The 16,104-nt window shown below is 37.4% G+C and carries 12 protein-coding genes; 10 read left to right on the top strand and 2 right to left on the bottom strand.

The window, feature by feature from the left end; genetic code table 11:
• Positions 1–22 precede the first annotated feature (22 nt).
• From rpsB to H3T44_RS00775, 4 genes are all read left to right on the top strand, one after another.
• On the top strand, positions 23–811 hold the full coding sequence (gene rpsB / locus H3T44_RS00790; protein ID WP_110438106.1) for a 30S ribosomal protein S2: 789 nt from the start codon (positions 23–25) through the stop codon (positions 809–811).
• 131 nt (positions 812–942) lie between these two features.
• Complete coding sequence (tsf, locus tag H3T44_RS00785) at positions 943–1,848, top strand: translation elongation factor Ts (RefSeq protein WP_110438105.1); 906 nt, start codon at positions 943–945, stop codon at positions 1,846–1,848.
• Between the two features lie 28 nt (positions 1,849–1,876).
• Entirely contained in the window at positions 1,877–2,626 is a 750-nt protein-coding gene (gene recO / locus H3T44_RS00780) for a DNA repair protein RecO (RefSeq protein WP_198195580.1), read from the top strand.
• A gap of 155 nt (positions 2,627–2,781) precedes the next feature.
• The gene (locus tag H3T44_RS00775) at positions 2,782–3,264 is read left to right on the top strand and encodes a YbhB/YbcL family Raf kinase inhibitor-like protein (protein ID WP_110438103.1); all 483 of its coding nucleotides are present in this window, start codon (positions 2,782–2,784) and stop codon (positions 3,262–3,264) included.
• 66 nt (positions 3,265–3,330) lie between these two features.
• On the opposite strand, the gene galE is transcribed toward H3T44_RS00775, so the two are convergent.
• A complete protein-coding gene (galE, locus tag H3T44_RS00770) occupies positions 3,331–4,347 on the bottom strand; it encodes a UDP-glucose 4-epimerase GalE (protein WP_198195579.1) in 1,017 nt (338 codons plus the stop codon).
• A 546-nt stretch (positions 4,348–4,893) separates the two neighbouring features.
• On the opposite strand from galE, the gene H3T44_RS00765 reads away from it, so the two are divergent.
• The 6 genes from H3T44_RS00765 to H3T44_RS00740 all read left to right on the top strand — a co-directional run bounded on the left by H3T44_RS00765 (position 4,894) and on the right by H3T44_RS00740 (position 12,121).
• Positions 4,894–7,170 carry a Hint domain-containing protein gene (locus H3T44_RS00765; RefSeq protein WP_198195578.1) on the top strand — a complete coding sequence of 759 codons (2,277 nt, stop codon included), beginning with the start codon at positions 4,894–4,896 and terminating at the stop codon, positions 7,168–7,170.
• A 12-nt stretch (positions 7,171–7,182) separates the two neighbouring features.
• Positions 7,183–8,409, top strand: a complete 1,227-nt coding sequence (locus H3T44_RS00760; RefSeq protein WP_122123670.1) for an autotransporter strand-loop-strand O-heptosyltransferase — start codon at positions 7,183–7,185, stop codon at positions 8,407–8,409.
• A gap of 479 nt (positions 8,410–8,888) precedes the next feature.
• Positions 8,889–9,419 (top strand): iron transporter, encoded by a 531-nt coding sequence (locus H3T44_RS00755; RefSeq protein ID WP_122123669.1) that lies wholly within the window; start codon positions 8,889–8,891, stop codon positions 9,417–9,419.
• Between the two features lie 130 nt (positions 9,420–9,549).
• Positions 9,550–9,879, top strand: coding sequence for a cupredoxin domain-containing protein (locus H3T44_RS00750; RefSeq protein WP_155568187.1), 330 nt, complete (start codon positions 9,550–9,552; stop codon positions 9,877–9,879).
• An 11-nt stretch (positions 9,880–9,890) separates the two neighbouring features.
• Positions 9,891–10,721 carry an FTR1 family protein gene (locus H3T44_RS00745; RefSeq protein ID WP_110438097.1) on the top strand — a complete coding sequence of 277 codons (831 nt, stop codon included), beginning with the start codon at positions 9,891–9,893 and terminating at the stop codon, positions 10,719–10,721.
• Between the two features lie 26 nt (positions 10,722–10,747).
• Positions 10,748–12,121 (top strand): 4Fe-4S binding protein, encoded by a 1,374-nt coding sequence (locus tag H3T44_RS00740; RefSeq protein WP_198195577.1) that lies wholly within the window; start codon positions 10,748–10,750, stop codon positions 12,119–12,121.
• Positions 12,122–12,243: 122 nt separating this feature from the next.
• On the opposite strand, the gene putA is transcribed toward H3T44_RS00740, so the two are convergent.
• Positions 12,244–15,885, bottom strand: coding sequence for a bifunctional proline dehydrogenase/L-glutamate gamma-semialdehyde dehydrogenase PutA (putA, locus tag H3T44_RS00735; protein WP_198195576.1), 3,642 nt, complete (start codon positions 15,883–15,885; stop codon positions 12,244–12,246).
• Positions 15,886–16,104: the final 219 nt, after the last annotated feature.

Genomic DNA, 16,104 nt, shown 5'->3' with positions numbered 1-16,104 from the left:
ACCAGTTATAAGGATAATATTTATGGCAATGCCAGATTTTACTTTGCGTCAGTTATTGGAAGCGGGTGTTCATTTCGGACATCATACACGTCGCTGGAACCCTAAAATGGCACCTTTCTTATTTGGTGTCCGTAACCAGGTTCATATTATTGATCTTCAACAAACGGTTCCTATGTTGGATCGCGCATTGCATGCCGTTCGTGATACAGTTGCCAATGGTGGAAGAGTATTGTTTGTTGGCACAAAACGTACAGCTTCTGAGATTGTTGCGGAAACAGCCAAACGTTGTGGGCAGTACTATGTCAATCACCGTTGGCTAGGGGGTATGCTGACAAACTGGAAGACCATTACCAATTCTATCAAGCGTTTACGCCAGATCGAAGAAACGCTTGATGGCGATACAATTGGGTTGACCAAGAAAGAGATTCTTCAGTTGACCCGTGAACGAGATAAATTGGAACGTTCACTTGGCGGTATCAAGGAAATGGGTGGTTTGCCGGACATACTCTTTATCATTGATACGAATAAGGAAAAATTGGCTGTACAGGAAGCTAACAAATTGGGTATTCCTGTTGTAGCTGTCCTGGATAGCAATTCAGATCCTGATGGGATTACCTATCCAATTCCAGGAAATGATGATGCATTACGTTCAATCAATTTATATTGTGATTTGGTTGCCGGTGCTGTGTTGGATGGTATTTCCAAGGAATTAGGTGCCGCAGGTGAAGATATTGGTGCGGCAGAGGAATTGCCTCCTGAAATTATTATGGAATCTGTTTCTGTACAAGAGACACCAGACGTTCCAGCTTAATTGCCAATAAGTTTTCTGATTGTTGACGATTCAATATGAAATTCGTCAAAAAATCAATTTATATTAAATGATACAAGCATAACGTCTCGATATTGATCGAGACGTTCGTGTGTTAAGAAAAGGGAAAAATGATGGCAGAGATTACAGCTGCATTAGTAAAAGAATTACGTGAAAAAACCGGTGCCGGCATGATGGATTGCAAAAAGGCGCTTAATCAGACAGCTGGCAATATCGAGGAAGCTATTGATTGGTTACGTAAAAAGGGATTGGCTACTGCTGCAAAAAAATCCGGCCGTGTGGCTGCTGAGGGATTGGTAGGAATTGCGACAGCGGGTAACAAGGCCGCCATGGTCGAAATTAATGCTGAAACCGATTTTGTCGCCAGAAATGAACAGTTTCAACAATTTGTTGAGGATGTCGCCAAAGTTGCATTGACAGTGGGTGAAGATGTCGAGGCCTTGAAAAATGCCACAATGGAAAATGGAAAAACTGTTGCAGAAAATCTAACCAACTTGATTGCCACAATTGGTGAAAACATGACCATTCGACGTGTGCGTGTTTTTGAAGTTTCTTCTGGTGTTGTAGCAAGCTATGTTCATTCCGCCTTGCGTCCAGGTTTAGGAAAAATTGGTGTACTGGTTGCTTTGGAGGCACCTGAAGCATCTGATGAAATTGAGGATCTCGGTCGTAAAATTGGTATGCAGGTAGCCGCTGTACGTCCAATTGCATTAAGTGTTGAAGAAATTGATCCTGCCGCTGTTGAACGTGAAAAAAGCATTTTTATTGAACAGGCGCGTGCATCAGGTAAACCGGACAATATCATTGAAAAAATGGTTGAAGGTCGCTTACGTAAATTCTATGAAGAAGTTGTTCTTTTGGAACAAACCTGGATTCATGATGGTGAAAGCAAAGTCAAGGCTGTTGTTGACAAAAATGGAGCAAAACTTGTTGCCTTTGAACGTTTCCATCTGGGTGAAGGCATTGAAAAAGAAGAAAGCGATTTTGCTGCTGAAGTTGCCCAAGCTGCCAAGGGTTGATTACAATTAACAGGGTGGGGGAGATAGAATGCAGGAATGGTCTTCCCCGGTTATTGTTTTGAATACACGCCCTTATGGAGAAACTGATGGAATAGTGTCTGTTCTTTCGCTAGAGCAGGGATTATTCAGGGGGCTTGTCAAGGGTATGATTTCCCGTCGTCAAATTTCCATTTGGCAGACGGGAAATTTTGTCAATGTCGATTGGTCAGCGAAACTATCAGATCAGTTGGGATATTTCAAAGGCGAATTGATACGTTCGAATTTTGCAATTCTATCGCCTTGTCCATTGGCATTTTCAGCCATGCTGTCCTTATGTGCTGTAGCCGAAAGTGGATTACTCGAGCGTCAACCGGTGGAATATATTGCAAAATCATCTTTTCAATATCTTGATTTTGTCGCGGAAAACCCTGCAGATTCAAATAAAGAAATTGTTCCTCGGCTATTACGATGGGAATTAAATTTTCTTGCGGCACTGGGGTATGCGTTGGATATATCAATCTGTTATGAATCTGACAAGTGTCAATCTTTTTTTGTGTCTCCACGTACGGGAAAAGTGGTTACGGAAGTTATGGCAGGAAAGTGGAAGCCGAAATTATTCCCTTTTCCATCTTTTTTTCTGAATGAGGAAGAAAATGGCAATCAGAAAGATTGGATGAATGGTTTGAAATTATCCCGTTATTTTCTAGAGAAAAATGTGTTTTCCTTAATAAATAAAGACTTGCCCAGGGCAAGAAAAAATTTTGAAGAAAGAGTGGCGGCAAATATTGACAATTTTTGATATTCAATTTCATTTTTTAGATTTATGAAATAAAAAATGAGAAGAATTTGCATGTAATATCAAATTATTTGTAATCTCTGCAAAATTAAAACCATATACAGCCTTAGAAAAATAAAATATAACTGTCATATAATGACATATTTAAGGAGATTGATATGGTTTTCCGAATTTGGAGCCATTCCTATAAAGAAGGTGATGAAATGCCCAATGCCCAACGTTATCATGGCATGGGACAGAATGGAGGTAATCTTTCCCCCTCTTTATTTTGGGAGGATGCTCCAGATAATACAAAAAGCTTTGTTATAACCATGTACGATCCTGATGCTCCAACCGGGTCTGGATGGTGGCATTGGGTTGTTGTCAATATATCACCCAACATAACACATCTGGTTGAAGGGGCTTCCTCCAATAAATTGCTGCCTGAAGGTGCAATCGAGATTCGAAATGATTTTGGTCAAAAGGAATACGGGGGTGGAGCACCACCACCTGGAAAACCGCATCGTTATATAATTACGATTCATGCATTAAATATAGCAAGAATAGATGTGACACCTTCCTCAACCCCAGCTTTCGTCGGTTTTAACGTGCATCATCATTCATTGGCTTCTGCACAATTGATCTGTCATTTAAAAGGTTGAATGAATTATCACAATCATTGTTTTACAGATTGTGATAATTTGATCAATATATCGCTAATTTAAAAGCTATCCTTCAAAACCGTTGGGGTTTTTACTTTGCCAGTTCCAAGAATCCTGTACCATATCATGCAGATTCAATCTCGTTTCCCAATTCAATAATTTTTTGGCGCGATCAGCATTAGCCCAATATGCGGGTAGATCTCCATCACGGCGTGGGGCAAAATGATATGGCAATTTTTTTCTGAACACATTTTCAAAAGTGGCTATAACCTCCAGTACACTATTTCCCTGACCGGAACCCAAATTGAAAATATTCACTCCTGATTGGGTGTCATTAAAGTTGAGTGCGGCCAAGTGTCCCTCAGCCAAATCCATAACATGAATAAAATCCCTGATACACGTTCCATCTCTGGTTTCATAATCATTGCCGAATACTGCGAGGGAGGCCAATTTTCCAATAGCTACCTGAGTGATATAAGGCATGAGATTATTGGGAATACCCTGAGGATCCTCGCCAATCAATCCTGATGGATGCGCTCCTACGGGATTGAAATATCTTAATATTGTAATTGACCAGTCCTGGTCCGCGATTGATAGATCCTGAAGAATTTTCTCAATGAAGAGCTTGCTGCGACCGTAAGGTTGGGTTGGCTCTCCGGTTTCCATGGTTTCGATATATGGAATAATCGGCTGGGTTCCGTAAACAGTTGCGGATGAACTGAAAATAAATTTTTTGACGTTGGCCTTTTTCATGGCATCAAGCAAATTGATAGTACCATAAACATTGACATCATAATATTCCAATGGTTTGCGTACCGATTCACCAACGGCTTTCAGTCCTGCAAAATGAATAACTCCCTTTATATTGTTTTCTTTGAATATGGTGTCTAAAAGATCTTTGTTTCTAATATCCCCTTGATAAAATCTTGGTCGTTTTCCAGTAATCTTTTTAATGCGATCAAGAACGATTTCCTTGCCGTTATAAAGATTGTCAATGATAACTGGATCAATACCTTGTTTTATTAGTTGAATACAAGTATGGCTTCCAATATAACCGCAACCACCTGTAACTAATATTGTCATGAATATGGCCCTATATTTAAAAATTAAAGTATATTACTATTCAAATTAAATCGGTCAGCATATTACTGTACTGGGATTTGTAAATAAAGAAATTAATTAGCCCCATGAAATGTTACAATTCAAAAAAGAATAAAATTTTTTAATGATGTTTTAATATATTCTAGGCTAAAAAATGCTAACTAATTTTTTGATATGATCGATTATTAAATTTTTTACATATTTATCAATAATATATATGTATTATTCACATATTATTTTTGTTTAGGATTATTTACGTTTTCAAAACGTCATGAATTTGTTAAATTTATACAGAATTTGTCCGATTTACCTATATAAATTTAAGTTGAATTTTAATTCTGAATAAAATCAGTATCTTAAAAATAATTATTATGTTAATAATTTCATTAATTACATCATAATTATAATTGTGGTAAAATTATAATTATATATTGAAAATTGGTTTCATATTGCTTAAGTGAAATATTAAACAATTGGAAAGATTGATTTAGAATATTTAATTTTTTATTTTATAGGGATAAAACTGTTATGGCTGGTAATAATATTATTTCAAGTGATACGGATTTTAGGCATCTTGTTATTCAGAATGATTATCCAATATTATCCGGTGGCCATTGGACCGCAAAACTAGATGATGCCGGGAATACTGTCTATGTAAGCGGTGGTATCAGTGTCAAGGGGCCAGTAAACATGATTCATGGCATATTGGATATTGAAAGTGGTGCTGTCGTAAGTGGGTTAAATGAAATAGCGAATATGAGTGGATTCAATGGTGATCATGCTAATCCATTAATTAATGTTAAGTCAGGTGGTGTGATTAAAGATTCCAATCTTATAAATGGTGATATTCATATTTATAATGGCGGTATCTCATCCGATAACTCTATGGTATCAGAAAAAGTGACGATAGATAATGGCGGAATTTCAAATAATGATACATTCTACAATCCAGGTGATACAGCAGAAAGTGGCGGTACATTAATTAATAGCAATTTGAAGGGGGGATCAAGCTCTTTCAGAACTGCGGCAAACAGGTCAGACATTTACTACGCGTCAGGTGCCGTTATGACCGATCATCATATGCCTGATATTACCTCCATTAATTCAGGCGCTCAAAATGTTAAATTACATATAGCAAGTGGGGCTGTATATAATGAACCTGAAAACTATGACCCGCCAGATTTTGCAAATATTGAGATAAAAAATGACTATCCTCTATTAACAGGGGAAAAATGGATCGCGGATGTGGATGAAGAAGGTAAAACCTATTTTCAACGGGAAGGACAGCCCAACTCCGAAAAGATTTATGGTCCTGTAGATATGATTCATGGCATCTTGACTATTCATAGCGGGGCAATCGTGGATGGTCTCTATCAAATAGCTAATATGAGTGGCTTTGATGGTAAATCAAATCCGATAATAATCATTGAGTCGGGTGGCAAATTAACAAATTCCACAGTTTTTAATGGTTATCTTACCGTATCCAGTGGGGGAATTTCACAAAACAATCATTATATATCAGAAGAAACCACAATTCAAAATGGTGGAATATCTGATAATGATACTTTCTATAATCCTAAAAATGGTGCAGATAAAGAAAAGGGAGGCACGTTAATTAATCGCCATTTAGCAAATGGTTCAAGTTCTTTTCGTACAACAGACGGACCAGGTCCTTTAAATATAGCAAATGGCGCAGGGTTTATTAATCCTCATATTGATAATTCACAAAATGATAGTGTAGCCAATGTAACATTACCTGTTAAAGGTGATGAAACATATCCATGCTTTTTAGCCGGAACTTTAATCAAAACTGATAGGGGTGATATCGCGGTTGAAAATCTTGGAGTGAATGACAGAGTTTATATTCACACAGAAAACGGGTTGCAATTACAGCCCATAACCTCCATAGTCAGTGATACACATTTTGTTAACACGCATTTGCCCGATGATGAGGGTGGATATCCTGTCTGTATTTTGAAAGATGCCATTTCCGAGAATATTCCGTATCAAGATACTTATGTAACACCTGAACATTGCCTGTTTATTGATGGTAAATTTATACCCGTGCGTATGTTGGTCAATAATCATTCCATTTATTATGATCATTCACAAAAAATGTACAGATACTATCATATTGAAACAGGAGAACATTCTGTCATCACGGCCAATGGAATGCTTACTGAAAGTTATTTGAATACTAGGGACACCATCAAGGATATTGAAAATAATGTTATCCGGTTGCCTAAAAATTGGGTAAATGATGCCGCGGCTCCATTAAACGTTGATCGTGATAGTGTGGAAAAAGTATATAATTCCCTCTTGGATCAGGCTTTGGCCAAACATATTGATAGAAAAGGCAGAAAACCCCTAATTACAAATGATCATGATATTTGCCTTATAGCCGATAATGGCAATGTTATTGAAAAACGAATTGATAATGGAAAAGTAACCTTCATTATTCCAAAAAATACCAAGAATGTCCGGATTGTTTCCCGTGCAAGCCGACCAAGTGATGTTATTGGTCCATTTGTTGATGATAGACGCTATCTCGGTCTATTGATCAAGAGCATTAAGCTTTTCAATAAAAATAAGAGTTTTGATATTGATATTCATCTCAGTGAAGAAAATCTTGATGGATGGCATGCACTGGACAGTGATTCAGTCAGATGGACAAATGGCAATGCCTTTTTACCTTTGGAGGATTATTGCAAAGACGATAAATGTGTTCTCGTTCTGGAAATTGTTTCTGCAGGTCCCTATGTTCTTGAGGAAAATGAAGAACACAAAAAAGCGGTACAACAGTAAAATCGGATTTACATGACGTCTGCATCATCAAAGGATAAAAAATCCTATGTAAATGTGACACCTGTACCTACTCAGTCGGCACCCAAAGAAATCCGATATGATTTCAATTTGGGTGCCAGAGTAATGCTTCCCAAAAGAGAAAAGGGATTATGGAAAGTTACATTGCAAGATCTTGATACCGGCAATATCCTGTTCCAAGGTCAAGTCGCTGGGGGAACGGTCAGTTCCTCCAAACGTTTTTATGTCAATTTTAAAATTACTGTGGAGGAAATAGAAAATAACGTAACCAGACAATTGTTCAATCATCAACTTGATCTAAAAGATAAAAAGGTTGTCATTCAATGTCCGGTTGGAACAATCGGTGATACTTTTGCCTGGTTACCCTACGCCATTGAATTCAAGAAAAAACATTCGTGTAAGCTGCACTGTATAATTGATGAAAAATTTATTGATCTTTTAAAAAGATCATATCCAGAAATCAATTTTACAACAATGAAAAAGGCCGAGGAAAATAACATATTTTCTGATAGTTATGCCTGTTATTATTTTGGTCTGTTTTTCAAGGACGAGCAAAACTTATATCAGCCATGTGATTTCAGGTTAGTGGGGTTGCATAAAACAGCAGCTTACATTTTGGGGTTATCGACAGAAAAAGATGAGAAACTAACCCTTAGATTACCTGATGAATCCAGGCCTATCAAAGAAAAATATGTATGTATTGCCGTTCAAGCAAGCTCTCAATGTAAATATTGGAACAATCCCAAAGGTTGGGAACTTGTTGTTGATTATTTGAAAAGTCAAAACTACAGGGTGATCTGCATTGATCAGAATACCATTTCGGGACATGGTATAATATTTAATTCCATACCTTACAATGCGGAAAATGAAACAGGAAACCGGCCTTTATCAGAACGCGCAAGGTGGTTGAAACATGCCGAATTTTTTGTTGGATTGAGTTCAGGATTGTCCTGGATGGCGTGGACAATGAATATTCCTGTTGTCATGATTTCCGGATTTACCCATCCCATGAACGAATTCTATACGCCTTATCGGATTATAAATTGGCATGTCTGTAATTCCTGCTGGAATGATATGAAATATGAATTCGAACATGATAATTATACGTGGTGTCCGCGACATCGTGATACGCCCAGACATTATGAATGTACGAAATCAATAACTTCAACTTTTGTTATTCAAGTCATTCAAAAACTGATTTCAAATATAAATAAAGAATGATTCTACCAGAAAATAAATTTATTATCATGGAAATATAAAAAATCCCTGATAATAAATTTTAAAAACAATTAAATTGTTCCTAATTATATATAATAAATTAATTAAAATATTTTCCTAATATCAATAATAAAAAATTACATAAATATCTTGTTAAATAATTTTTTTACATTACATCAGTTTTATTAAGTAATTCACATTTTATATTTTGTAAAATGCTAATAATTGTTTTCTTATTGAAATAAGATGTTAGGTTGTATTTGTTCCCAGATTTCTGATAATCAGGCAATTCTTTTTGAATATACAGTTCTGGTCAAACTTCCATATGAATGCATTGTTATAAACTTTTATGAATAAAATTGATATTTTAATATAAACAGTTGCTATTAATTTTTATTTGCATATAAAATTGATTTCTATTCTCATTTTATGCTCTAACTCATTGATTCGATCACATATTTGATTAAGGAAAGTAATTTATAATGTTTAAGAAATATCTTTTGATAGGTTGTACGATCCTATTGTCAACACCAGCCTTTGCCGTAGAATATCCCATTGGCAAACCACAGATATGTGGAAATATGGAAATTGCGGCTGTCTATCTGCAGCCAATTGAAATGGAGCCTGACGGTATCATGTTGTCAGCGGCAAAATCTGATGTTCATCTTGAAGCGGATATTCATGCAACAGCCAATAATAAAAATGGTTTTCAAGAAGGCAGCTGGATGCCTTATCTACAAGTATCTTATGAGTTAACCAAAATTGGTGATGAGAAAAAATTACAAGGTATACTTCATCCAATGGTTGCAAATGATGGACCGCATTATGGCGAGAATATCAAACTTCTGGGAGCGGGAAAATATCATTTAAAACTCACGCTTCTTCCACCGGCCAGAGAATCCATGTTTGGTCGTCATGTTGACAAGGAAACGGGTGTTGCACCCTGGTTTGGGGAATGTGTCACACAATATGACTTTACATATGCCGGAACTGGTAAAAAGGGTGGATATTAATATTTAAACCAGCGATTAAATATAAATTATTAAGACGTTCAACATATTTATAAATAAATATTACATCTTAATAATTTGAGATTGTTTATTGATAATCCAATCATTAAAAGCATATTTTCGGATATTTAGAATGAAAAAATTTTATGCTGTTTTGTCATTGTTTTCCATTTGGCCAGTACACGTTTTCGGTGCACCACTTCAAAATTATGATATCACCATCACGGATGGTGTTTTTAAACCCTCATCAATAGAAGTGCCGGCAAACCAGCGTTTTAAAATTACCATTAAAAATACAGGTAAAGTACCGGCTGAATTTGAAAATCTTTCTTTAAGGGTTGAAAAGGTCTTGGGGCCTGATGTGACCTCTTTCGTGGTTATACATCCGCTTAAAACCGGGAAATATCATTTTATCGATGATTTTCACGTCAATATGCCAGGCTTTGACATTATTTCCAAATAGGAGTTTTTATTATGGGTGCGCCTTTGTTTATTGTATGGCGTGAGAGCGTTGAGGCATTACTGGTTATAGGCATTTTATATGCATGGCTGAGAAGGGAAAATCTGGTATCCCTGACAAGACAGCTATGGATTGGGACGGGACTTGGTCTGGCGCTTGCAGGATTATTGGCTGTTGCATTTTGGATCGCCAGCACTTGGTTTGCCGGTGCAGGTGGAGAATGGTTTTTTACCATTATGATGTTTGTCGCGGCATGTTTGATATTGCAAATGGTAATCTGGATGCATCATCATGGTAGAGGTATGAAAAAGCATCTTGAACAGGAGGCAGCCGAAAGTGTACAGAAATCCGGAAGTGGAATAGGGATTCTTCTTTTATCCATGCTGGCAGTCGCAAGAGAAGGATCAGAAACAGTTGTATTTTTGGCAGGTATTGGTGCGGAACAAAAGGGATCTTCATTGGGATTATTTATACTGGGCGGTTTTTTGGGATTAATCTTGGCATTGCTAACATTTTGGTGTTTACAGAAATCATTTAAATTCATTTCATGGAAATGGTTTTTCATTGTCAGTGAATTTCTTTTGCTTCTAATTGGTGGTGGACTTTTTATAAGCGCCATTGATAAAGCCTCTGTCCAGATTGCCGCTTATGATATTCCGGAATGGATTTATAATTTTATGGATAATCCTGTATGGAGTACAGCAGGGTTTATTCCTGACAACAGTACCTTAACAGGTTTGACAGGTTATCATGCGGAACCTTCATTAATGCAAATTTCAGCTCTTGTTATTTACTGGTTCATTGCCATTTTATTGTGCAACGTAACTTTTAAAAAAACTTATTAATACAATAAATAACATTGGAACAAATAATGAGGGTTTTGCTGAAAAAGGCAATTAATCAAACGGGAATTGCTATGCAACGTCATCAAACCATTATTCAGGGAATTAAATGGTTTGTTGTTGCAATTTATTTTTTGCTTCTGATTATTCCCGCCTTAATGCATTTACCCCCAAAACATTCGCATATTTTTAACAATATTGTTTTATTTGCCCAATTTGTTTTTTGGGGGATCTGGTGGCCCTTTGTAATATTGTCAATGTTATTTATAGGACGAATTTGGTGTGGTGTATTTTGTCCAGAGGGAACTTTGACGGAATGGACATCCAAAAATTTCGGACGAAACAAGAAAATCCCCCGTTTACTCAAATGGAGAGGTTGGCCAGCGATTGCTTTTATATTAACCACTTTGTATGGACAACTTATAAGTGTTTATGATTATGCGATACCTGCATTATTGATACTGGGAGGTTCAACAGCAGCAGCAATAGTTATAGGCTATCTATATGGAAATGGTAACCGTGTCTGGTGTCGTTATCTGTGCCCGGTTAATGGTGTGTTTAATCTTCTTTCTCGGCTTTCTCCTTTTACTTTTAAGACAGATCAGCAAAAATGGTCAGAATTTCAAGAAAAAGAGCATTCAAATCCGCATTGTCCACCAATGATTAATATTCGACAGCTTCATGGCGTTTCAGCTTGCCATATGTGTGGACGTTGTGCAGGCTATAGAAATGCTGTCAGTTTGCAGACGAGGTCCGTGAATGAAGAAATTCTTGTTTACGGTAATGAACAGCAAAATATTTGGCAGATCAGACTATTGTTATTCGGTATGATTGGCGTTGCTATTGGAGCATTTACGTGGACGGTTTCGCCTTGGTTCGTTTATTTTAAACAATATTTGGCAGAATGGTTGGTTAATCATGAAATATTTTGGCCATTGAATGCAACGGCCCCCTGGTGGATTTTAACGAATTACCCTGCCAACAATGATAGTTTCAATTTGCTGGATGGCTTTTGTGTCAGTTTCTACATTCTTGGATCCGGAATCCTTTATGGCGTGTGGTTAACATTGATCTACAAATTTTTGGCCAGACTTTATCATAAACCTGATTTTTATCTATATTTTTCCCAAGCACTCATACCTTTGGCAGCGGCAGGTCTTTTTCTCGGTCTCAACGCAACAAGTGTCAAATTACTTCAATATGAGGGGGTTGTCTTTTGGTGGCTAAAGGATATGCGTGCGATTATTCTGGGGGGCGCCAGTATTTGGAGTTTATACTTGGGCTATAAAATTCTTCGGAAATATAATAAATATTTTTATCAAATGTTTTTATCGTTTACCCTTTATACTGTATCTGTAATACCCGTTGTTGGGGCATGGGTTTTAATGTTTTGGATATGGTAAATAATTGAAAACATTAATAAATGAAAACCCTATCTTTTTTATTCTGTAAATAGGGTCGGTCTTTATTGAACCCCTATTATATAAAATGATAAGGGTTTGTGTTTTATAAATCAAAATTGATATTAATCTATTGTCATTAAAGAGGCATTTCCCCCTGCAGCAGTCGTGTTATTGCTTATGGAGATCTCTTCCATGAGAAGATCCGTATTTTCGAAATTTTCATCTACATCTAGTGCAGAAATAATTCCATTGTCTGAAAATGCCATGTTCTGACGAGCCTCTTCAAATTCGGGAACATCTTTTTCACCCAGAATGATCGTGCAAGGTTGCTCATTCATTGATTTTACCTTTCTGATGTGTAATGACAATTCATGGGGCAATTGTGAATACCATTCTGTGATCTGATCAGGTGCAAAAATCAGGACTGAATTTCCACATTTCAGGGATAAGGAAATTTGTCTCAATAAGATATCTCGTGTTTTAGCGATACATAATACTGTTCCTCGTGGTGAGAGAGAATAAATATTTTTTTCACCTACTGGTCCATTTAATTCAATATTTGAATCTACTATTGTATGGGATAACAGATTTTTTGCTGTAGAAACAAAATTCTTTTGATTGCTAGTCAACCAGTCCAGCCACTGCTGTGCAATGGGGGGTAGAGATTGTTTGGGGAATTCATCGAAAACGGGGCTTTGTTGCAACATCCTTCTTAGAATGAAGGGTGCACCTGCCTTTGGACCTGTTCCGGAAAGACCTTTTCCCCCAAAAGGTTGTACGCCAACAATCGCCCCGATAATATTACGGTTAATGTAGATATTACCTGCATTAATTTTTGTTGTTACATCCTCAATGGTTTCATCAATACGGGAATGAATACCAAACGTTAACCCAAATCCTGTTTGGTTTATCGATTTAATTATATGGTCAATCTGATCTCGTCTAAATCGAACAACATGAAGGACAGGACCAAAAACTTCATCAGGAATATCGGATATCTGATTGATTTCGATTATGGTCGGCATCATAAATGTACCATTTTCTGTTTTTTCAGGTAAAGGTAGGGACCAGATCTTAAATCCTTTCTTTTTCATATATTCGACATGATTATTTAGACGATTTAATGCATCCTGACTGATTACAGGACCTATATCGGTTTTGAGAGAAAGAGGATTATCTATAATAAGCTCCTTGGTTGCACCCCGTAACATGGTAATAACCCGATCCGCGCAATCTTCCTGAACGTACAATACCCTTAGGGCAGAGCATCGTTGACCGGCACTGTCAAATGCAGAACTGATGATATCAACAACAACTTGTTCGGCGAGGGCAGAGGAATCAACGATAAGTGCATTTTGGCCGCCTGTTTCAGCCACAAAAGGAATAATGTTGCCTGATGGAGATCTTCTGCTGGCAAGATTTTTAGAAATTTCACGGGCAACTGCTGTTGATCCTGTAAACATTACTCCATGGACTTCCTTATTTGAAATAAGAGATGCTCCAATATCTCCCTTACCGGGTAATAATTGAAGAATTTCTTCCGGTATACCCGCTTCATGCATAATTTGAACTGCCTTAGTGGCAATTAAAGGCGTTTCCTCGGCTGGTTTGGCAATAACAGGATTTCCGGCAGCAAGAGCTGCAGAAATTTGCCCGATAAAAATGGCCAGTGGGAAATTCCATGGGCTGATGCAAACAACGGGTCCACTCAATGGTGCGTGAGTATTATTATTGAAAGTTCTGGCAACTGTTGAACCATAGTATCTGAGAAAGTCAATCGCTTCTCTTACTTCAGCCAGGGCATTGGGAAAAGATTTTCCCGCTTCACGAATAATCAATCCCAATAAAGGATACAATTGCTCTTCCAAAAGATCTGCAGCTTTCAACAAGGGAACGGCCCTTTTATCAGGATCCAATCCAGCCCAGTCCTTGGCACCCTTTACTGCCGATTTGAACGCACGATCAATTTCCGCTTGTGATGCCTCGATAACTGTCCCTACCTTATCGTTATGATCAGCAGGATTTAAAACATCCAATGGTTTGTTTTTGAACTTAGTTTTCTTTCCTGCAAGAATTGGAAATGCTTCCCAAGATGCTGGAGAATCTTTAAGGGCCTTAGAAAGATCATTTAGAATAAATTCATTGTTGAAATCAATGCCTCTTGAATTCAGTCTTTCCTGACCATAAATGGAGCGTGGTAAACGGATGGCTGGATGAGGACTGCCAACAGGATTTATTTTCAGAGCTTCATCCACAGGGTTTGCAATCAGTTGATCAATTGAAATGTCACTGTTGCCAATCTGGTTTACAAATGAAGAATTAGCTCCATTCTCCAATAATCTGCGAACAAGATAAGCAAGCAAAGTTTCATGTGTTCCTACAGGGGCGTATATACGACATGGTCGTGAAAGATCACCCGCTTGTACGATTTTGCTATATAACTGTTCACCCATACCATGGAGACACTGAAATTCATATTGTTCAATATCATAATCTTTTCCTGCAAGTGCATAAATTGTTGCAAGTGTTCGAACATTATGTGTGGCAAACTGTGGAAAAATTGCGTCTCTATTGGACAATAATTTTTTCGCGCATGCAATATAACTAATATCTGTATGAATTTTGCGTGTATAGACAGGAAAATCGGATTGACCTTCAACCTGCGCTTTTTTAATTTCACTGTCCCAATAGGCACCCTTTACCAAACGCACCATCAATCTGCGGTTTGTTCGACGAGCCAGATCAATCAAATAATCCAGGACATAGGGAGCCCTGCGGCCATATGCTTGGACAACAAAACCAATACCGTTCCAGTTTTTCAGATCTGGGTGATTACATAAGGCTTCCATCAAATCAAGAGAGATTTCAAGGCGTTCACTCTCTTCTGCATCAATATTGATGCCAATATTATATTGGCGTGCAAGAAGAACCAAATTCGTTAAAGTCGGAAGGAGTTCTTTCATGACTCGGTCATATTGGGAACGAGAATAACGAGGATGTAAAGCGGATAATTTAATGGATAATCCAGCACGTTCATAAACCGAGTTACCATGTGTTGAACGGCCGATTGCATGCAAAGCATTTTCATAATCAACCCTGTAACGTTCCGCATCTTCTTCTGTTATCGCAGCCTCGCCAAGCATATCGTACGAATAACGAAATCCGATATCCTCCATTTTTCTGCTTTGGTTTAAAGCCTCTTCCATTGTTTGGCCAAGAACAAATTGTTCACCCATCATGCGCATAGCCCGATCAAGGGCGATACGGATTATGCTTTCACCCTGCCGCTGAACCAATTTTGTAAGGGTTGCTGCAAGATTTTTTTCCTTTACAGGTGTAACGAGTTTTCCTGTCAAAGCAAGTCCCCATGCGGCGGCATTGGTGAAAATAGGTTTCTTGAAACCTGCATGTGATATCCAGTCACCAGTGCTGATCTTATCCCTGATTAATGCATCACGTGTTTCAGTATCAGGAATGCGTAAAAGAGCTTCGGCAAGGCACATAAGTGCAACGCCTTCGGGGGAAGATAATGAAAATTCCTGAACAAGAGTCTCGACACCCTTCAGGTTGCGATGTTCTCTTAAATATTGTGTTAATGATCTTGCATGTTCCGATATCTGTCTGTTCATTTCATCAGATAGGGTAGCTTGTGGAAGTAGGGTTTTGACACATTCCGTTTCTGGAAGTCGTATTGTCGCCGTAATTTTATCTCTTAAAGAGTTCTGAGTGCGTATATTATTGTCAAATTGAGAAAAAACAGACATAAAAATCCTCGAAACTGAAAATATAATATTTAAGATTATGTCGCTTCTTACATAATTTATCCATTGAATAAAACAAGAATTATATAAATATGATAATTTTATTATAAATTTTATGTTTATTTATTGCGATATTGTTCTAATTTAATAATGAAAAAAACAGGATATGAACTATGTTTACGTAATTATGTATTTAACTGCAACGAAATTATTATATTGTAA

The sequence above is a fragment of the Commensalibacter sp. M0355 genome (assembly GCF_016101365.1).
Lineage (GTDB): Bacteria > Pseudomonadota > Alphaproteobacteria > Acetobacterales > Acetobacteraceae > Commensalibacter > Commensalibacter melissae.
This window is presented reverse-complemented; position numbering and strand designations above follow the sequence as displayed.